The following is a 19,081-nucleotide window of genomic DNA, read 5'->3' on the forward strand; positions in this document are numbered from 1 at the left end:
TGGGTGCCCGGATCTGCGTATCCTTGGTGGGCTAGGAATAGCAATTGGAGACGTGCCAGAGCGGCCGAATGGACTTCACTGCTAATGAAGGGTCGGGGTTAAACTCGACCGGGGGTTCAAATCCCCCCGTCTCCGCGTTTGGCCCCGGTCCCTGGACCGGGGCCTTTTGCGTTCCAGGGTGCTTTGCGTTCCCGGGGCCTGGCCGGGGCTGTCCGGGGACCGGACGCCGCACTGCTGCAGGCTACTCCCGATGGCACCATAAACGAATGGCAGCGAGTACTCAGGTGGACGGAAGCGGAAGCACCGGGCAGGTGTGGAATCCGCGCCTGGCGCTCCTGGTGGCGGCAACGTTCTTCATGGAATTCCTGGACGGCACGGTCCTGACCACCGCCATCCCCAACATTTCCGCCGACTTCGGCGTTCCGGCAGCCGACGTAAACATCACCATGACGGCCTATCTGCTGACGGTGGCGGTGGGCATTCCGATCAGCGGCTGGCTGGCCGAACGCTTCGGAGCCCGCCGGGTGTTCTGCCTCGCCATCGCCGTCTTCACCGCCGCCTCGCTTGCCTGCGCGCTGAGCCAGGACCTCACCACCCTGACTTTGAGCCGCATCGCCCAGGGCGCCGGCGGAGCCATGATGGTGCCGGTCGGAACGCTGGTGGTCCTGCGCGGGACTCCCAAAGCCGAACTGTTGCGGGCCACCGCCTTCCTGGTGTGGCCCGGACTCCTGGCTCCGGTCCTCGCTCCCCTGGTGGGCGGCGCACTCACCACCTATCTGTCCTGGCACTGGATCTTCCTGATCAACCTTCCGCTCGGCGCCGCCGCCCTGATCGCAGCGCTGCGCCTGGTGCCCGGCACCAGCGGAGACCCGGGCCGCCGCCTGGACTGGCCCGGGCTTATCCTCACCACCTTGGGCGTCGGCGCACTGGTGACCGGCCTCGAACTGGCCAGCGCCCACCCCGACACCCCCTGGGCCGGGATCAGCGCAGCCGCCGGAGCCCTCTGCCTCGCGGCCGCCGTGCTGTGGATGCGCAAGGCAAGGAACCCACTGTTCGACCTGAAGGTGTTCCGCACGCGGACGTTCCGCGCCATGGCCACAGGCGGGTTCGTCTACCGTCTGACCATCAGCTCCGTACCCTTCCTGCTGCCACTGATGTTCCAGACAGGATTCGGCTGGTCCCCCATCCACGCGGGCATCATGGTGGCGGCGGTCTTCATCGGCAACATCGGTATCAAGCCGGCCACCACCCCGCTGATCCGCCGCTTCGGCTTCAAGGCAATGCTGGTCTTCGCTTCCCTCGCGTCCGCCGCTACCTTCGCCGCCTGCGCCTTCCTCACGTCCGAAACACCCCAGGCGCTGACATTCGCCCTGCTGGTCTGCAGCGGCGCGTTCCGGTCCATCGGTTTCTCGGCCTACGCCTCGGTGCAATACGCAGACATCGTGCCGGCCCAGCTGACGTCAGCGAACACGGTCTCCGCCACCCTTGTGCAGCTCGCCACCGGCGCGGGCATCGCCGTGGCGGCACTGCTAATCCGGATCTTCTCCGGACTGCCGGCGGGATCTGCGGACCCGGCCGGCCCGTTCCGCGGCGCCTTCCTGGCCATGGCCGCCCTGATGCTCGCCAGCACCCTGGACAGCCTCCTGCTGCCCCGGCACGCGGGTGCGGAAGTCAGCCGGCCTGGGCAAGTACCAGTGGAAGAACCGCGCCGGCCCCGGCCTGCCGAAGAGCGCGGCCCGCGACCGTGAGCGTCCACCTACTGTCCGCGAGGTCGTCGATCAGCATCACGCTCTGCCCCTGGACTGCTGCCAGCGCTGCTTCAAGCTCCGGTCCGGCGGCCAGTCGGTCCCACACCCCGGCCAGCCGGTAGGCGCTGTTGCCGCCGCGGCTCCCGGTGGGGCCGCCGTGGGCCAGCTGCAGCTCGCCGAGGTAGGGAATCCGGCCGATCTCCGAGATTCCCCGGGCCAGGGAGCCCACCAGCTGCGGCTTGCTCCGTGACGGGATGCTCACGATGGCGGCGGGCCTGCCCGCACCGCTCCAGCCCGGGGTGCTTGAATCGCCGGCGCCCCATTCCCGCAGGACCTGCACGCAGGCCTGCAGCATCCCGGGATCCACGGGCCGGTCCTGGGCACCGGCAGCGAACAGCTCCCGCAGCGCGCCGCCCCAGCCGAGATCCGTCAGGCGGGCCAGGACGCGTCCCTCCGCGAGTCCTTCGGCGGGCTTCAGCTTTCCCTTCACCGGAACGCCCAGGCGGTCCATGCCGCTGGGCCACTGCAAGCGTGCCTCCAGGACACCGCCCGCCCTGCTCAAGGTCTGGCCTGCGGCAGCGGTGGCATCCTCCGCCACGTCTGCCGGGAACCAGCGCCCGGCGCAGTTGTCGCACCGGCCGCAGGGGTGCGCCGTTTCATCGTCAAGGACGGAGGTGATGTACTCCATCCGGCAGCCCGCGGTGTCCTGGTAGATCACCATGGAGTCCTGCTCGTCCACCCGGGCCTCGGCAATCCGCTGGTAGCGCTCCGCATCGTAGACCCATGGTTGTCCCGTGGACCGCCAGCCTCCCCCTACCCGTTCGACGGCCCCGTCCACGGACAGGACCTTGAGCAACAGCTCCAGCGGGGTGCGGCGCAGGTCCACCCGCGCTTCGAGGGCCACCGTGGACAGCGCAGTCCCGGCCTCCGCCAACGCTGTGAGGACAGCGGCCGCCTTTTCCTCGGAGGGCATGGAGGCGGTGGCAAAGTATTGCCAGATTTCCCGGTCCTCGGAGCCCGGAAGCAGGAGGACGTCGGCGTTGGCGGCACCACGGCCGGCACGTCCAACCTGCTGGTAGTACGCCACCGGCGAGGAAGGCGCGCCCAGGTGGACCACGAAGCCCAGGTCGGGCTTGTCGAATCCCATGCCCAGCGCGGATGTGGCCACGAGGGCCTTGACCTGGTTGTCCTTGAGCAGCTGTTCGGCTCGTTCACGGTCTGCCGGATCGGTGCGTCCCGTATAGGCCAGGACCTCGTGCCCTGCCTCCACCAGCAGGCGGGCGGTGTCCTCCGCGGCGGAGACCGTCAGCGTGTAGATGATGCCGCTGCCGGGAAGATCGGACAGGTGGGTCAGGAGCCAACCCAGGCGCTGTTTGGAGTCCGGCAAAGACAGGACGCCGAGCCGTAGCGAGTCCCGGCCCAGCGCGCCGCGGATGGTCAGGACGCCTGCCCCGAGCTGTTCCTCAATATCGTGCACCACTCGGGAGTTGGCGGTAGCGGTGGTGGCCAGCACGGGGACCGACTCCGGCAGCCGGGTGATCAGGTCCGCAATCCTGCGGTAGTCCGGGCGGAAGTCATGCCCCCAGTCGGAGATGCAGTGTGCTTCATCGATGACGAGCAGGCCGGTGCGCCCGATCAGTTCGGGCAGCTGGTTTTCCCGGAAGGAAGGGTTGGTGAGGCGTTCCGGGGAGACGAGCAGGACGTCGACCTGGTCCGTTGCCAGCTGCTCACGGACCGTGTCCCACTCAAGCTGGTTGGCCGAGTTGATGGCCACGGCGCGGACGCCTGCCCTTGCCGCTGCGGCCACCTGGTCCCGCATCAGGGCAAGCAGGGGCGAGACAATGAGTGTGGGCCCCGCACCCCGGCGCCGGAGAAGCAGGGACGCCACGAAGTACACGGCCGACTTTCCCCAGCCGGTGCGCTGGACCACCAAAGCCCGCCGCCCGCCGTCGACCAGCGCCTCAATGGCTTCAAACTGCCCTTCGTGGAAACCGGCCTCGGGGTGGCCCACCAGCTCCCGGAGGACCTCTAGTGCCTGCTGGTGGGTGGCGGAGGCAGGGACGGGGCCGTTGGATGCTGTACCGGAAGTTGGTGGCGTGTCTATCAGGGCGGCGGCGTGCTGGTTATCGACCATTGATTCAGTATCCCAGCCACCTCCGACAGCGGGCACATGGCGGACTTATATGTGGAAACCGGCCCAAAGACCCGGCCGTCACATGGGCTGCCGCCACCCCTCCTCCACAGGCACCTTCCACGCCATCGTAAGATAAAGCCCGTGACTAGCGAACAGACAACGACTTTTGATCTCTCGGCATCCTTCAAGGCCTACGACGTCCGTGGGATCGTGGGCGAGACCATCACCGCCGAAATCGTCGAAGCCGTGGGGGCCGCGTTCGTGGACGTCCTGCAGCTCGAGGGGCATACCATCCTGGTGGGCGGGGACATGCGCCCCTCCTCCCCCGAGTTCAGCAAAGCCTTCGCAGCCGGGGCAGCAACCCGCGGCGCAAACGTTGAGCTGCTGGACCTGATCTCCACCGATGAGCTGTACTTCGCATGCGGTTTCCTGGACCGCGCCGGCGCCACTTTTACCGCCAGCCACAACCCTGCCGGCTACAACGGCATCAAGATGTCCAAGGCCGGCGCCGTTCCCATCTCCTCCGAAACCGGCCTCAAGGACATCCAGACCCTCGCTGAGCAGTACCTCAACACCGGTTCCATTCCCGCTGCCGGCACCCGGGGCCAGATCAGTGTCCGCGACGTGCTCAAGGACTACGCCGAATACCTCCGCAAGCTGGTGGACCTGTCAGGTTCCCGCCCCCTCAAAGTCGTTGTCGACGCCGGTAACGGCATGGCCGGCCTCACCACGCCCGCGGTCCTGGGCGACACCCTGCTTCCCAAGCTGCCGTTCGACATCATTCCGCTGTACTTCGAGCTGGATGGCTCCTTCCCCAACCACCCCGCCAACCCGCTGGAGCCGGAGAACCTCCGCGACCTGCAGGCCGCAGTTATCGAGCACGGCGCGGACATCGGCCTGGCCTTCGACGGCGACGCCGACCGCTGCTTCGTGGTGGATGAGAAGGGCCAGCCCGTGTCGCCGTCGGCCATTACCGGCATGGTGGCCCGGCGGGAGATCGCCCGCGCGAAGGCTCAGGGCGAGTCCATGCCAACGATCATCCATAACCTCCTCTGCTCCCGCGCCGTGGCCGAACTGGTGGAGCACGACGGCGCCCGAGCCGTCCGCACACGCGTGGGCCACTCCTTCATCAAGGCCGTCATGGCAAAGGAAGGCGCAGTGTTCGGCGGCGAGCACTCGGCCCACTTCTACTTCCGGGATTTCTGGAACGCGGACACCGGCATGCTGGCCGCCATGCACGTCCTGGCTGCCCTGGGTGAGCAGGACGGCCCGCTGTCCGAGCTGGGCCGCGAATACGAGCCCTACGTCAGCTCGGGCGAGATCAACTCGGAAGTTGAAGACAAGCCTGCCGCCGTGGAACGGGTTCGCGCCGCCTTCGCCGGCGAGGACCTCACCATCGACACCCTGGACGGCAGCACCTTCACCGCCAACGACGGCAGCTACTGGTTCAACCTGCGCCCCTCCAACACCGAACCGTTCCTCCGGCTCAATGCAGAAGCTACGGACCGCGGCACCATGGAACGCATCCGCGACCGCGTCCTGTCGATCGTCCGGGCCTAGGGCGCGATGGCTGACGGGACGCTGCCGGGAGCTGAGGGACAGGCCGCATGGCGCGATTCTGTTCCGGACGGCACCGCAACTGACCTGGAGAACCTCCTAGGGACGGGCGTCAGCGCCGCCCAGGAACAACTCCAGCGCAACGGCGGGTTCCTGCCCTTCGCCCTCACCGTCCAGAACGACGGCGAGGTACGGCTCGTTGCCGTCTCCCCCGCCGACGTGGCGGAGGATTCGGACGCGGACTTCGATGCCGACGCGATGATCAGCGACCTTCACGCCCTGCTGCGGCAGAACAGGGATGACTTCCGGGCTGGCGCCATCGTGTGCGACATCCTGCTGGTGGAGGAGGACTCGGACGCCATCCACGTGGCCGCCGAACACCGCGATGGCTCAGTCTTCGCGGCCGTGCTGCCCTACGCGGCCAACACGGCAACCCGCACATGGGAATTCGGCGAACTGGGTGCCGACACCAACGAACCCGCAATCTGGGTGGACTAGACCGCCGCCTGCCATGAAGATCAACGCCTTCGCCGATGTCAGCCTGCGGGCACTGATGGTGCTCGCCGCCGTTCCCGGCGGCGAGCTGCTCACCACGCAGAGCATTGCGGATTCGGTGGGAACGCCCTACAACCATGTCAGCAAGGCAATGGCAAAGCTGCGGAGCCTCGGGCTGATCGAGGTAGCGCGGGGCAGGACGGGCGGCTCACGCCTAAGCCACGCGGGCCGCACGGCAACGGTGGGGCAGATCCTGCGCGAACTTGACACACGCACCGACCCCGCCGAATGCATGGCGGCAACAGGCAACTGCCCGCTCATCAATGAGTGCAAGCTGCGGGCAGCGCTGGCGCGGGCCAGGGAGGCGTTCTACCGGGAGCTTGACTCCGTGGTGATCGCGGACCTGCCCGGGTCGCGTCAGATGGCCCCGGTCTTCGACATGATCGGCCTCCGGCCCGGACTCCGGCCTGGCCCCGGATAAGACTCTTTGCGGCCGGGCGCAACATCTCCGCGCAATTTGATTTCATCTTCTACGAGTTGTAGAACTTGAGCTATGAATACACGCATCTGAAATGCATGTATTCGTACTTGGCCGGACGAAGGCCCCGGCCACTATCTCAGGAGTCCGCATGCTCTCGGAAAAGTCCCGCCCCGTCATCGAAGCCACCCTTCCGCTGGTCGGGTCGCGGATCGGCGCGATCACGCCCAAGTTCTACTCCCGCCTTTTCGCCGCTCACCCCGAACTGCTGGACGGGCTTTTCAGCCGCTCCAACCAGCGTTCGGGCAACCAGCAGCAGGCCCTGGCGGGCAGTATCGCGGCGTTCGCCACCCACCTGGTGAACAACCCCGGCACACTTCCCGAAGCCGTTCTGTCCCGGATCGCCCACAAGCACGCTTCCCTGGGCATCACGGAGCCGCAGTACCAGGTGGTCTACGAGCACCTGTTCGCCGCCATCGCCGAGGACCTCGCCGAGGTCATCACGCCTGGGATCGCCGAGGCCTGGACTGAGGTCTACTGGCTGATGGCCGATGCCCTGATCAAGCTCGAGAAGGGGTTGTACGCCAGCCAGGCCAATGACCAGATGTGGATGCCGTGGCGCGTGGCGGCCAAGACTCCGGCCGGCACCGGTGCCATGACCTTCACCCTGGAGCCGGCGGACGACACCCCCGTTACGCCGGCGCTTCCCGGCCAGTACATCAGCGTTAAAGTGGTGCTCCCGGAAGGGCTGCGGCAGGTCCGCCAGTACTCCCTGTCTGCGGACGCCGGGACCAGCCGCACCTTCACCACAAAGCTTGACGACGGCGGCGAGGTCTCCCCGGTCCTGCACCGAGACGTGCAGGTGGGCGACATCCTCGAAATCTCCAACCCGTACGGCGAGATCACACTCAAGGAGGTTGCCGGTCCCGTTGTCCTGGCCTCTGCCGGTATCGGCTGTACCCCTACGGCTTCCATCCTGCGTTCGCTGGCCGAGGCCGGAACGGACCGGCGGGTCCTGGTGCTGCATGCGGAAAGCACTTTGGACAGCTGGGCGCTGCGCAGCCAGATGACGGACGACGTCGAACGCCTGGACAGTGCCGAACTGCAGCTGTGGCTGGAAAAGCCGGAGGCAGGCGCACGCGTGGGCTTCATGTCGCTGCGGGAGGTGGATCTTCCCGCCAATGCGTCCCTGTACTTGTGCGGCCCGCTTCCCTTCATGCAGAAGATCCGCAACGAGGCCATCGACGCCGGGGTGCCCGCCACCAGCATCCACTATGAGGTCTTCGGCCCGGACATCTGGCTGGCCGGCTAGGCCTCCCAGCCCCTGATTTTTTGGGCAGATACGGCGACTTGAAGTGACTGGAAGTCGCCGTATCTGGACAAAAACTCCTTCACGGAACGACGGCGGCCCCGCACCTTTCGCTCGAAAGGTGCGGGGCCGCCGTCGTGCTGCTGTAACCGTTTAGGAAAGACGCTTCTTCAGGCCGGCCAGCTCGGACTGGAGGGCTTCGGGCAGCGAGCCGCCGAAGTTCGCGAACCATTCCTCGATGGAGGCAAGTTCAGCAGCCCATTCGGCGGGGTCGACCTTCACGGCTTCCTCCACCTGCGCCGGGGTCATGTCCAGGCCCTCGAGGTCGATGGAGTCACCGGTGGGAACGAAACCGATGGGGGTTTCGACGGCGTCCGCCTTGCCTTCGAGGCGTTCGATGGCCCACTTGAGGACGCGGGCGTTGTCGCCGAAGCCGGGCCAGGCGAAGCCGCCCTCGGAGTTCCGGCGGAACCAGTTGACCAGGAAGATCCTGGGCAGCCGCTCGGGGTTTGCCTTGGCCGACAGGTTGACCCAGTGGTTCAGGTAGTCGCCTGCGTCGTAACCGATGAAGGGCAGCATGGCCATGGGGTCGCGGCGGACCACGCCCACCGCACCGGCTGCCGCGGCAGTGGTCTCCGAGGACAGGGTGGAACCCATGAAGATGCCGTTGGACCAGCTGCGGGCCTCGGTGACCAGCGGGATGGTGGTCTTGCGGCGGCCGCCGAACAGGATGGCGGACAGTTCCACGCCGTTGGGGCTGTGGTATTCCTCGGCCAGCATGTCGATCTGGTCGATCGGGGTGCAGAAGCGCGAGTTGGGGTGCGCGGCAGGCTTGCCCGACTCAGGCGTCCAGGAGTTGCCCTGCCAGTCGGTCAGGTGCGCCGGCACTTCCTCGGTCATGCCCTCCCACCACACGCCGCCGTCGTCGGTCAGTGCAACATTGGTGAAGATGCTGTTGCCCTTGGCAATGGCACGCATGGCGTTGGGGTTGGTGCCCCAGCCGGTGCCCGGAGCAACGCCGAAGAGGCCCGCCTCGGGGTTGACGGCACGCAGTTCGCCTTCCTTGCCGAAGCGCATCCAGGTGATGTCGTCGCCGAGGGTCTCCACCTTCCAGCCCTTGATGGTGGGATCCAGCAGTGCAAGGTTGGTCTTGCCGCAGGCGGAGGGGAATGCCGCGGAGACGTAGTAGGTCTTCTGTTCCGGGGACGTCAGCTTGAGGATGAGCATGTGCTCGGCCAGCCAGCCCTCATCGCGGGCCATGACGGAGGCGATGCGCAGGGCGTAGCACTTTTTGCCCAGCAGCGCGTTTCCGCCGTAGCCGGAGCCGAAGGACCAGATGGAGCGCTCCTCCGGGAAGTGCACGATCCACTTGTCCGGGTTGCAGGGCCACGGCACGTCTTCCTGGCCCGCCTCCAACGGGGCACCCAGGGAGTGCAGGGCCGGGACGAAGAAGGCGTTCGTCTCGGTGATGCGGTTGAGGACGTCGGTGCCGATGCGGGCCATGATGCGCATCGAGGCAACAACGTAGGCGCTGTCGGTGATTTCGACGCCGAACTTCGGGTCCTCTGCATCCAGGTGGCCCATGACGAACGGGATGACGTACATGGTGCGGCCGCGCATGGAACCTGCGAAGAGGCCGCGGAGCTTGTCCTTCATCTCCGCCGGGGCCATCCAGTTGTTGGTGAACCCGGCGTCACGCTTGTTCTCGGAGCAGATGAACGTCTGCTCCTCCACGCGTGCCACGTCAGCCGGGTCCGAGAAAGCGGCGAAGGAGTTGGGGAACAGCTCCTGGTTCAGCCGGGTCAGGGTTCCGGCTGCAACAAGCTCATCGGTGAGACGGGTGTTTTCCTCTTCGGATCCGTCAACCCAGTAGATGCGGTCCGGCTGCGTTAGCTCAGCAACCTCTTCGACCCATGCCAGCAGACCGGCATGTGTGGTGGGTGCTTTATCAAGCAGCGGTTTCTGCGCCAGATCGCCCATTTCGGTTCCCTTCCTCGGGTTCATCGGTGTGAGCTAAATGCTATGGTCCGGACCACCGGCATTTTTGGGCCGGATGCCGGGCAAATGGAGCTGCAAAAACCGGATTCCGCGAGAATTCAAGGAAAAGCAGCGGGAAAACGGCGAATTAAGTGACGAAGGTCACCTATACCGGTCTAGTTGCGCAGATTACATGGCTTTCGATTTGGCACGGCGGCCAACCTCGCGTAAAGTAATTCGAGGTTCGGGGAGAGCGGTTCTTCTCCAAGGACACGAGATGCGCCCATAGCTCAGCTGGATAGAGCGTCTGTCTACGGAACAGAAGGTCAGGGGTTCGAATCCCTTTGGGCGCACCAACAAGGTCCGCACCGGTTCGCCGGTGCGGACCTTTTGCGTTAACCAGCGCCGGCCCGCCGCGCATCCACCCCCCCTGTAGCCGCACCAAACAGGGCCCTTACTGTCACCGCCCGGGCGTAGGCTTTCCCCATGATGCCGGACGCTGTTGAGCGCGAATTTGACGTAGTGGTGATCGGCGCAGGCGCCGTAGGGGAAAACGTGGCTGACCGGGTGGTCCAGGGGGGATTGACAGCAGTCCTGGTGGAGGCAGAACTGGTGGGCGGCGAGTGCTCCTACTGGGCCTGCATGCCGTCCAAGGCACTCCTCCGGCCTGGGACCGCACTGCACGGCGCACAGACCACGCCGGGCGCGAAAGAGGCCGTCACGCGCACGCTGGATGCTGCAGCCGTACTGAAACGCCGCGATTACATGACCGCCAACTGGCAGGACGACGGCCAGGTGTCGTGGGTCAAGGAGGCAGGCATCGAACTGGTCCGTGGCCACGCATGGCTCACTGCAGCCAGGACCGTGGAGGTGGCCGGGCTGGATGGAACATCGCACCTGCTCCGGGCGCGGCAGGCGGTAGTCCTGGCAACCGGTTCCATGCCCAACACTCCCCCCATCGAGGGACTGCAGGACCTCCAGGTGTGGGGCACCCGCGAAGCAACGTCGGCCAAGGAGGTCCCGCAGCGGCTTGCTGTCCTTGGCGGCGGCGTTGCGGGCACCGAACTTGCCCAGGCATTCGCGCGCCTGGGCTCTGATGTAACACTGGTGGCGCGCAGCGGACTGCTGCGGAACTTTCCGGAGGAGGCCGCACGGCTTGTGGCCGCGGGGCTGCGCGCTGACGGCGTCGAACTCCGCCTGAACACCGCCACCGAGCGCATCAGCGAAAACGACGACGGCACGTTCAGCCTGATGCTGTCCGACGGGACCACCGTGACGGCCAACAAGGTCCTGGTCTCCACCGGCCGGCACCCCGCACTGGAGGGGCTTGGCCTGGAAAGCCTTGGCTTCGAGCCGGACAAGGACGGGCACCTTGTCCTGGCCACGGACGCCTCAGGCCTGGTCCAGGGAACACCCGGAGACGAGCCGTGGCTGTATGCAGTAGGAGACGCCGCCGGTGAAAACCTCTACACGCACCAGGGTAAATACGAGGCCCGCGCCACCGGCGACGCCATCGCCGCCCGCGCCAAGGGGGAACTGAAAGGAGCACCGGCCGAATGGAGCCGGTACGCGCAGACGGCCAACGCACACGCGGTGCCCGGCGTGGTTTTCACCGATCCTGAGCTGGCCTCCGTGGGCCGCACCCTGGAGAAGGCGCGCAAGGACGGGTACAACGCCTCCTCGGTGGAGCTTCCCATCCAGGTGGCCGGGTCCTCACTGCATTCCGAAAACTACGAGGGCTGGGCGCAGCTAGTGGTGGACGAGGACCGCAAGGTCCTCCTCGGGGCCACCTTCGCCGGCCCGGATGTCGCCGAACTGCTGCACGCCGCAACCATCGCCGTCGTGGGCGAAGTTCCCCTGGACCGCCTGTGGCACGCGGTGCCCTCCTACCCCACCGTCAGCGAGGTGTGGTTGCGCCTTTTGGAGAAGTACGGGCTGTGAGCGGTATTTGAACTGACCGGTCAGTTTTGTTAAGCTGGAAGCAGCCGCATTCCCCGCGAAAGGCGATTCTTGCTTTCAGCGCATCAGCTCCATGTCAAAGGCCGCCGCGATCCACTGCTTCCCTCCACCTCACTCCACGTCAGCCGGGGTGAACTGCTTCTCGTCGCGGGCCAGCGCCAGGACCATAGGACAGCTCTTGCCTTGGTCCTGGGCGGCAGGATGAAGGCCAGCAGCGGGGTGCTCAGCTGGGACGGCAACCAACGCATCCGCCAACTGCGGCTTGTCAGCGCGTTGGTGGACTCCCCCGGCGTCAACGAACCCGAGCAGCATCTGAGCGTCCGCGACCTGGTGACCGAGGACCTGGCCCTTGTCCCCCGCCGCTACCGGGGAGCGCTGCTGAGCGGCCCCTGGCTCAAGGTCAACGGCTTCGAGGACATCGCCGGTCTCTGGACCGAGCAGTTGGAGCCGCGCCGCCGGCTGGAGCTCCTCGTCTCCCTTGCCCTCGCCAACCCCCGCACGGACCTGGTGGTAGTGGACTCTCCGGACCGGCACAGCGCGGACGACGGCGACTGGCTGCCGCAGCTCCGGCAGTTGGCGTCCGACGCCGGGCGGCCGCTCGCCGTCGTAGCAACAGTCAGAGCCCTGCCGCAGTCATGGACCGGTCCAGCCGTGGAAGTCGGCAACGCCGAGGCGGGCCGCGAATCCAGGGACGAGGCAGCGCCCCAGGAAGCGGCAGACCTCCGGGGCGAGGCAGGGCGCCGGGACGAGGCAGGGCGCCGGGAGGAAGCAGAGGCGCAAGACGACGCGAACCGCCGCCCGGACCACCAGCACACCCACTTCGAAACAGAGGTTGCCAAGTGACCGTACTGCGGCTGGCCCGCTCCGAACTCAAGCGCATGACCGGCGGGCTGCTGCCCAAGCTGACCATCCTGGCGCTGACCATGGTTCCCCTGCTGTACGGCGCCGTCTATCTCTATGCCAACTGGGACCCGTACGGGAACCTGGACCACTTGGATGCGGCTCTGGTTGTGGAGGACGCCGGCGCCACCGCCAGCGACGGCACCCATCTTGCGGCCGGAACCAAGGTGGCGGACAGCCTGGTGGAAGGCAACGTCTTCCACTGGGTTCCGGTGGCAAGCACCCAGGAAGCCGATCAGGGCGTCAGCGACGGTGAGTACGCGTTCGCCCTGAAGATCCCGAAGGATTTTTCCGCGAACCTCGTGTCGCCGGGCAGCTTCGATTCGGCCAGCCAGGCCATGCTGAACGTCACCACGAACGATGCGAACAACTATCTGCTGAGCACCATCGTGGACAAGCTGACCACGTCCGTACACAGCACCGTAGCCACGGAGGTGGGCGAGGAGACGGCCAACCAGTTGTTGACCGGCTTCGGCACGATCCATACCCGGATGGTGCAGGCCGCTGATGGCGCCGGCCGGCTGGCCGACGGCGTGGCGCAGCTCCGCGACGGCGCGGCCGGACTCCAGGGGGGAACCTCCGGCCTAAGTACCGGCGCTGACGACCTTTACGCAGGCCAACTGAAGCTGCGGGACGGCGCCAACCAGCTGACCGACGGCGCCGGACAACTCAGCAGCGGCCTGTCCGCCCTCAAGGACAAGACCGCGTCCCTGCCCACAGATACGCAGACCCTCGCCACGGGTGCGGCACAGGTGGCTGCCGGCAACGCCCAGTTGAACGCGAAGTTCCAGGACGTGGCCGTCCAGCTGGAAACGGCCGACCAGGGACTCCGCACGCGCGTCATTGACTCGAACACCCGGCTGGTCGCTGCCGGCGTCCTGACCCAGGAACAGGCTGACAGCATCCTGGCCGACTTCGACGCCACGGCGGCGTCCAGCCCGGTGGCGGCGGCCAAGGCCAAGGTCCAGACGGACGCCGCCCAGGTCCAGCAGCTGGCTGACGGCGCCGAGTCCGTCAGCGTCGGCGCCGCGCAGCTCGCTGCAGGGACGCCGGCACTCAAGGACGCCGTCCAGCAGGCGTCCAGCGGGGCGGACCAGCTGCACACCGGTGCCGCCACGCTGGCAACCGGCGGACAAGCAGCCCTGGACGGCACTGCCGGCCTCGCCGAAGGCGCCCGGAAGCTGTCTGCCGGCGCTGCCCAGCTTGCCGCGGGGACTGCCACTGCCGCCGATGGCTCACGTTCGCTGGCGGACGAGCTCGGCAAGGGTGCGGGGCAGGTACCCAACCCAGACGATGCCCAGAAGAACAACCTGTCGCGGGTGATGGCCGATCCTGTCGCCGTCAGCAACGTTTCCCAGGCGAAGGCCGACTCCTACGGGGCGGGGCTTGCACCGTTCTTCCTCACCCTGGCGCTGTGGATCGGCATCTTCATGCTGGTGCAGGTCATGCGGCCCATCACGCAGCGGGCACTGGCATCCAACGCGCCGTCCTGGAAGATCGCCGTCGGCGGCTGGCTGCCGTTCCTGGCGGTGTCCGCGGTCCAGGCCACCCTGCTTACACTCGTGGTGAACCTCGCGCTGGGGCTGAACCCGGTGCACCCGGTCCTCATGTGGCTGTTCATGCTGGCGGCGGCCACGGCCTTCAGCGCCCTCATCCAGGGAATCGTGGCGCTGCTGGGGTCGCCGGGCAAACTGGTGGTGCTGATCCTGCTGGTGCTCCAGCTGGTGTCCTCCGGCGGCACGTTCCCCTGGCAGACCACGCCGGAACCCCTCCACGTGGCGCACCAGGTACTGCCTATGGGATACGTGGTCACGGGCATGCGGCACCTGATTTACGGGGCCGACCTGTCCATGATCCTCCCCACGGTCCTCGGACTCCTGGGCTACACCCTGCTGGGGGCCGTCCTGTCCACACTGGCCGTCCGCAGGAACAAATACTGGACGCTGAAGACGCTGAAACCGGAGATTGCAGCATGACCTCCGGGCCCCCGGCGCCAGCAAAAGGGCAGCGGCCAGGACGGACCACTGCCACCCGGCAAAAACTCTTCGACGCGTCCATGGAGCTTATTGGCCGACGCGGAGCCGCCAACGTCACCGTGGACGAGATCGCCCACGCCGCCGGGGTGTCCAAGGGCACCGTCTATTACAACTTCGGCAGCAAATCGGAACTCATCGCGCAGCTGCTGCGGCACGGCGTGGATATCCTGAAGGCACGGCTGCTCGAGGCCGGGACAGGGCCGGCACAGGATCCGCTGCAGGCCATGGAAGCCATGATCGGCCAGGCCATGGACTTCATGGCCGAGTATCCGTCCTTCGCCCGGCTCTGGGTGAGCGAGAACTGGCGGACGCCCAGCGAATGGCAGGGCACCTTCGCGGTGCTGCGCGGCGAGCTGCTGGCCGTCATTGCCCAGGCCGTAGACGATGTGGCGCAGGCGTACCCTGTGGACGAGTCCGTGTCCCGGGGCAGCCTGGAGACGGCAATCTTCGGTGCCTGCTTTGTGGTGGGGCTCGACAGGCAGACTTACAACCCCGAGCGCAGCCGTGACCAAAGTGTTGCAGCAATCATGGCCATCATGCGCGGCTACGTCCTGCGGCAGCCTGCTCCTCCGGAATGATGGTGCACATGCGCCACATGGGGAAAAGCGGAAAGTTCGCGGTCATCACCGGCATCGTTGCGGCGTTGCTGCTCGTGCTCACGGGGATGACCCTCGCCGAGCCCGTGTTCCTCGCGTTCCTTGGCGTGCTTGCCCTTGCGTATTTGTCCGCCATCGGCGAGGTCCTGATGCGGGGCCGCCGGCTGGTGTTGCTGTGCGTCGGGGCCGGAACCAGCCTCACTCTCGGCCTTGTCCTGGCGTTCCTAAGCACGTGGGAGCTGGCGTTTGACGGCCAGTCCACGTTTCTGGGCACGCCGGTGCCCACCAATGATCCAGACAACTACTTCTTCGGCGCCGGGGTGTCCCTTGTGGCAACGTTCCTGGTCCTGTTCATTGGTGCCGCCTGGCCTGCCGGCAGAAGGGTGGCGCCTGCCCGGCGGCCCGCAGCGAAGCGGCGGCCTGTTGCTTCCCGGCCGGCGGCCACCAAGGGCGCTGCATCCAGCGGCGCCGGACCTAAAATCGCGGCCGCAAAGGGCAGGGCAGCAAAGGGCGGCGCGGCAAGAAGCGGCGCGGCTCAGCGCGGCTCCGGATCGCGGACCACGTCGCGCGTACCCCCGACAGCCAAGCGGCCGTCGTCGTCCGCGGATCCCGCCCGCAGGCCTGCTCCCAAGCCCGGCGCCGGTTCCACCCCGCGGCGCTGACGCCACCCGCCCAGGGTCAGCACCGCCGTCGCCACCCCGCCCAGGAGCAGCAGGCCGCCGGCCAGCTCGGTGAGCGTCGGCACCTCCCCCAGCACAAGCCATGCGGCGGTCATCCCCACCACGGGGACCAGCAACGTAAACGGCACAACGGCCGACGACGGGTGGCTGGCCAGGAGCCGGTTCCAGATGCCGTAGCCCACCAGTGAGGCAAAGACGGCGGTATAGAGCGCGGTGAGGATGGTGGGCGCCTGGAGGGTGGCGAGCGTGGCGAGTACCGCGTCCGGGCCGTCCACGAGGAGCGAGAGCGCGGTGAGGGGTAACGGGACCACGGCGCCGGACCAGACCACCAGTCCCAGCCCGGAGGCTGCCTTCGCTTTCCGGGCGATGACGTTTCCCGCCGCCCAGGACAGGGCCGCCGCGAGCACGATCAGGAACGGCAGCAGGGGTGCAACCGCACTCCGGCCCGCGGCAACCACGGCGAGGCCCACCACGCCCAGGACGACGCCGGTCAGCTGCCTGCGGTTCGGCCGCTCACCAAGGAACGCGGCGGCGAGGAGGACGGTCAGCAGTACCTGGGCCTGCAAGACCAGGGACGCCAGGCCGGCCGGCATCCCCAGCGCCATGGACAAGTAGAGGAGGCCGAACTGGCCCGCACTCATGAAGAGCCCGACGCCGATGATCGCCATCCAGCTGACGTCCGGTTTCCTGATGAAGAAGATCCACGGCAGGACCACCAAAATGAAGCGCATGGCCACGAACAGGAGCGGGGGCACCTCCACGCCGCCCGGGTGCAGGCCGATGTCGATTGCCACGAAGTTCAGGCCCCAGAGCACGGCCACCAGCACTGCAAGCAGGGAGTCCCGGAGATTCACGCTCCCTACTCTGCCAGAACCACCCGCCGGAACCGGGGCTAATGGGCGCGGGGCACCTTGAACTTGATGATCCTGGCATCCTGCCCGTCCAGCTCCGCCCAGGGCTTTTCCGTCTCCAGTACGGTGAGTGCGCTGGTGGGGAAACGGGTGGCCGCGTCCATATAGGCGTCGTGGTCGGAATCGCGGGAGGCGAGGTGGATGGCCAGGTCCTGCACGCCCGGCAGGTGGGAAATCAGCATGAGCGTTGTCACGGTATCCGGCACGTGGTTGATGACGGAGAGCATGCGGAGGGCGGAGGCGGCATACAGGCCGTCCTCCAGCTTCGGCGTGGGTGCCTTGTCCCCCAGCTCCGAGCACACCCAGGTGCAGGTCTGGCGCGTGCGCAGGGCGCTGGAGCAGAGGATGAAGTCCGGGACGATGTTGTGCTTGAGCAGCCAGCGCCCGGCCAGTGGCGCCTCCCGGTGGCCGCGCTCCTCCAGCGGCCGCTCGTGGTCGGGCACACCGCCGGGCCAGTCCGCCTTGGCATGGCGCATGATCACAAGGCGGCGAAGATGGTGCTCACTCATGCCCCAAGCTTAACGAACCAGCACCCGCCCCAAACGGGGACGGGTGCTGGTTGGAAGACCTGGGGTCAGATCGAGTATTCAGGAGCGGCCCAGACCACTACTTCCGGGTGCTCGTAGAATCGGTAGCCCTGGCCGCGGACGGTGCGGACCGTGTTGGCGAGGCGGCCCAGCTTGGAGCGGAGGCGGCGGATGTGGACGTCGATGGTGCGCTCGTTGGGCACTTCCTCGGCGTTCCGCCACAGGCCTTCGAGCAGTTCGTCGCGGCCCACGGTGCGGGTGCCGTTTTCCACCAGGTAGTTGAGGAGCTCGAACTCCTTGAACGTCAGGTTGAGCGATTCGCCGTCGAGGTGGACTTCGCGGCGGGCAAGATCGATCAGGACACCGGACGGGCGCGGCTCCTGCGGCTGCTGCGGACGGGGCGTCTCGGTGCGCTGGCGGGAGTTCACCGTGGGGTCGCCGAAGGTGGAACGGACGACGTCGAGCGCCGAACCGGGGGTGCCCGCGGGGGCAACGGCAACGGCTGCATAGCTTTCGGCGCCGGTTACCAGGGACTGGGCGTAGGCGCGGATTTCCTGCGCAAGCTTGGCGATGGAGGTGCCGGCAGCCGCAGCGGTTTCCTCGTCGATGCCCATGTACAGGACGAACCCGCGGGCAACATTGTCATTGGCCACCGGGCGGACGGCGTTGGGTCCTGCCACCACGGGCGTGGGTGCCGTTACAGGAGCGGAGTCAGCCGTGGGAACGGCGCGGAGCTGCCCGTAGGAGTTGGGGTTGTAGCCCTGCGGCGCGTAGCCCTGGGCTGGGAAGCTGCTTCCGGAAGACGGCGAAATTGACGGGCGCGGACCAAATCCGGGGCGGAGGCCGGAGGGCTGGCCTGCCTTGGCGGCGTTACGGACAGAGATGTGGACGTATCCGGATGCAACAGACATGGATTGCTTACCTCAATGTGAATGGCCGCCATCGCGGCTCGAATGCTGGGTTTTCCCGCAATGCGAACTGGGGAGGGGCGCCCGACGCTGGGCTGGGGGGCGAATGCCTAAGAACTTCGATGGGTGGAGAAGGTCAGGCGTGCATTCGACAACAGCGCATGTCGGCAGCAGCTGATGTGCTGGGCCAATATTCTGCGGCTGCAGGTGCTGTTGAGTTCTTGTTCACATTGGAAGTGTGCAGCGTAACAATGGCAACTTGCAAGTAACAATGGATCGAATCGTCCGCATTGTGAGACGAAATGCTCTATTGTGGCGCAGATCACGATTCTGGCGGAAGCCAAAGAATAACATTCGTTATCCGATTTGCCCCCACAAAAGGGGCGGTTGGCAGAATATACTTCGCGAAAAGCGCCGCCACGAAGTTCTTTATTCAAGTGAGTGCGAATTGCCAAAATCGCCCCCTACTGACGCGGCGCGTGTCCAGCGGCGCGCGGAGCAAGGGAAGAAATTTTCCCGCCAGACCCGCGTTGATCGGCCCCGAGGCGCAGGATCACCTCCGCTCCCTGCACCTGGCCTTCGCGTCCGGGCCGAATACCTCCCGGCCGCGAGCGCCGTATGTACGGTCGACTGGACTGTGACCACTGGATGCGATGCTCTCAAATTCGACGGCTTGAACTGCCGCGCAGGGTCCGCCCGTCCACACCGGAGGTCCAGGCGCTGTTACTCATGGCAATGTTTGGGTGAAGAGGCCAGGCCTCGGCCGCGGAGGGAACCAGCGGATGGGGCTTGTCCAAATGGCAATGAATAGCCCGGCCGACGAAGGAAGGTCACGTTCGCATCACAGCCGGGCCAGACCCATAGCC

The 19,081-nt window shown here is 66.7% G+C and carries 14 protein-coding genes and 2 tRNA genes; 11 read left to right on the forward strand and 5 right to left on the reverse strand.

What is annotated here, in order from left to right; genetic code table 11:
• Positions 1–46 precede the first annotated feature (46 nt).
• Positions 47–135, forward strand: a tRNA-Ser gene (locus AC5RU7_RS09540).
• Positions 136–266: 131 nt separating this feature from the next.
• Positions 267–1,748 carry an MFS transporter gene (locus AC5RU7_RS09545; protein WP_494052023.1) on the forward strand — a complete coding sequence of 494 codons (1,482 nt, stop codon included), beginning with the start codon at positions 267–269 and terminating at the stop codon, positions 1,746–1,748.
• On the opposite strand, the gene AC5RU7_RS09550 is transcribed toward AC5RU7_RS09545, so the two are convergent.
• Positions 1,672–3,882, reverse strand: coding sequence for a RecQ family ATP-dependent DNA helicase (locus tag AC5RU7_RS09550; RefSeq protein WP_494052024.1), 2,211 nt, complete (start codon positions 3,880–3,882; stop codon positions 1,672–1,674). The genes AC5RU7_RS09545 and AC5RU7_RS09550 overlap by 77 nt on opposite strands.
• A 141-nt stretch (positions 3,883–4,023) precedes the next feature.
• On the opposite strand from AC5RU7_RS09550, the gene AC5RU7_RS09555 reads away from it, so the two are divergent.
• From AC5RU7_RS09555 to AC5RU7_RS09570, 4 genes are all read left to right on the forward strand, one after another.
• Entirely contained in the window at positions 4,024–5,442 is a 1,419-nt protein-coding gene (locus tag AC5RU7_RS09555) for a phosphomannomutase/phosphoglucomutase (protein ID WP_494052025.1), read from the forward strand.
• A 6-nt stretch (positions 5,443–5,448) separates the two neighbouring features.
• The gene (locus AC5RU7_RS09560) at positions 5,449–5,937 is read left to right on the forward strand and encodes a hypothetical protein (protein WP_494052026.1); all 489 of its coding nucleotides are present in this window, start codon (positions 5,449–5,451) and stop codon (positions 5,935–5,937) included.
• Between the two features lie 13 nt (positions 5,938–5,950).
• A complete protein-coding gene (locus tag AC5RU7_RS09565) occupies positions 5,951–6,415 on the forward strand; it encodes an RrF2 family transcriptional regulator (RefSeq protein WP_494052027.1) in 465 nt (154 codons plus the stop codon).
• 148 nt (positions 6,416–6,563) lie between these two features.
• Positions 6,564–7,724, forward strand: coding sequence for a globin domain-containing protein (locus tag AC5RU7_RS09570; protein ID WP_494052028.1), 1,161 nt, complete (start codon positions 6,564–6,566; stop codon positions 7,722–7,724).
• Between the two features lie 150 nt (positions 7,725–7,874).
• On the opposite strand, the gene AC5RU7_RS09575 is transcribed toward AC5RU7_RS09570, so the two are convergent.
• Positions 7,875–9,701 (reverse strand): phosphoenolpyruvate carboxykinase (GTP), encoded by a 1,827-nt coding sequence (locus tag AC5RU7_RS09575; protein ID WP_494052029.1) that lies wholly within the window; start codon positions 9,699–9,701, stop codon positions 7,875–7,877.
• Between the two features lie 276 nt (positions 9,702–9,977).
• Here AC5RU7_RS09575 and AC5RU7_RS09580 point away from each other — a divergent pair.
• From AC5RU7_RS09580 to AC5RU7_RS09600, 5 genes are all read left to right on the forward strand, one after another.
• A tRNA-Arg gene (locus AC5RU7_RS09580) sits at positions 9,978–10,054 on the forward strand.
• A 130-nt stretch (positions 10,055–10,184) separates the two neighbouring features.
• Positions 10,185–11,639 (forward strand): dihydrolipoyl dehydrogenase family protein, encoded by a 1,455-nt coding sequence (locus AC5RU7_RS09585; protein WP_494052030.1) that lies wholly within the window; start codon positions 10,185–10,187, stop codon positions 11,637–11,639.
• Positions 11,640–11,708: 69 nt separating this feature from the next.
• Positions 11,709–12,500, forward strand: coding sequence for an ABC transporter ATP-binding protein (locus AC5RU7_RS09590; protein WP_494052031.1), 792 nt, complete (start codon positions 11,709–11,711; stop codon positions 12,498–12,500).
• Positions 12,497–14,533, forward strand: a complete 2,037-nt coding sequence (locus AC5RU7_RS09595) for a YhgE/Pip family protein (protein WP_494052032.1) — start codon at positions 12,497–12,499, stop codon at positions 14,531–14,533. Before AC5RU7_RS09590 ends, AC5RU7_RS09595 begins: the two co-directional genes overlap by 4 nt.
• On the forward strand, positions 14,530–15,171 hold the full coding sequence (locus AC5RU7_RS09600; RefSeq protein WP_494052033.1) for a TetR/AcrR family transcriptional regulator: 642 nt from the start codon (positions 14,530–14,532) through the stop codon (positions 15,169–15,171). The genes AC5RU7_RS09595 and AC5RU7_RS09600 overlap by 4 nt, the downstream gene beginning before the upstream one ends.
• 553 nt (positions 15,172–15,724) lie before the next feature.
• Here the strand turns inward: AC5RU7_RS09600 and AC5RU7_RS09605 are convergent.
• The 3 genes from AC5RU7_RS09605 to AC5RU7_RS09615 form a co-directional block, all read right to left on the reverse strand.
• Positions 15,725–16,723, reverse strand: a complete 999-nt coding sequence (locus tag AC5RU7_RS09605; RefSeq protein WP_494052034.1) for an EamA family transporter — start codon at positions 16,721–16,723, stop codon at positions 15,725–15,727.
• A gap of 38 nt (positions 16,724–16,761) precedes the next feature.
• Positions 16,762–17,289: a SixA phosphatase family protein gene (locus AC5RU7_RS09610; protein ID WP_494052035.1), complete on the reverse strand. Its 528-nt coding sequence runs from the start codon at positions 17,287–17,289 to the stop codon at positions 16,762–16,764.
• A 65-nt stretch (positions 17,290–17,354) separates the two neighbouring features.
• Positions 17,355–18,218, reverse strand: a complete 864-nt coding sequence (locus AC5RU7_RS09615; RefSeq protein ID WP_494052036.1) for a winged helix-turn-helix domain-containing protein — start codon at positions 18,216–18,218, stop codon at positions 17,355–17,357.
• Positions 18,219–19,081: the final 863 nt, after the last annotated feature.

This window comes from Arthrobacter sp. K410C (genome assembly GCF_059090105.1).

Excerpts from the sequence above, each read along its gene's own strand:
- AC5RU7_RS09545 (WP_494052023.1), top strand. The coding sequence starts at position 267 with ATGGCAGCGAGTACTCAGGTGGACGGAAGCGGAAGCACCGGGCAGGTG.
- AC5RU7_RS09550 (WP_494052024.1), bottom strand. The coding sequence starts at position 3,882 with ATGGTCGATAACCAGCACGCCGCCGCCCTGATAGACACGCCACCAACT.
- AC5RU7_RS09560 (WP_494052026.1), top strand. The coding sequence starts at position 5,449 with ATGGCTGACGGGACGCTGCCGGGAGCTGAGGGACAGGCCGCATGGCGC.
- AC5RU7_RS09565 (WP_494052027.1), top strand. The coding sequence starts at position 5,951 with ATGAAGATCAACGCCTTCGCCGATGTCAGCCTGCGGGCACTGATGGTG.
- AC5RU7_RS09570 (WP_494052028.1), top strand. The coding sequence starts at position 6,564 with ATGCTCTCGGAAAAGTCCCGCCCCGTCATCGAAGCCACCCTTCCGCTG.
- AC5RU7_RS09575 (WP_494052029.1), bottom strand. The coding sequence starts at position 9,701 with ATGGGCGATCTGGCGCAGAAACCGCTGCTTGATAAAGCACCCACCACA.
- AC5RU7_RS09585 (WP_494052030.1), top strand. The coding sequence starts at position 10,185 with ATGATGCCGGACGCTGTTGAGCGCGAATTTGACGTAGTGGTGATCGGC.
- AC5RU7_RS09600 (WP_494052033.1), top strand. The coding sequence starts at position 14,530 with ATGACCTCCGGGCCCCCGGCGCCAGCAAAAGGGCAGCGGCCAGGACGG.
- AC5RU7_RS09610 (WP_494052035.1), bottom strand. The coding sequence starts at position 17,289 with ATGAGTGAGCACCATCTTCGCCGCCTTGTGATCATGCGCCATGCCAAG.
- AC5RU7_RS09615 (WP_494052036.1), bottom strand. The coding sequence starts at position 18,218 with ATGTCTGTTGCATCCGGATACGTCCACATCTCTGTCCGTAACGCCGCC.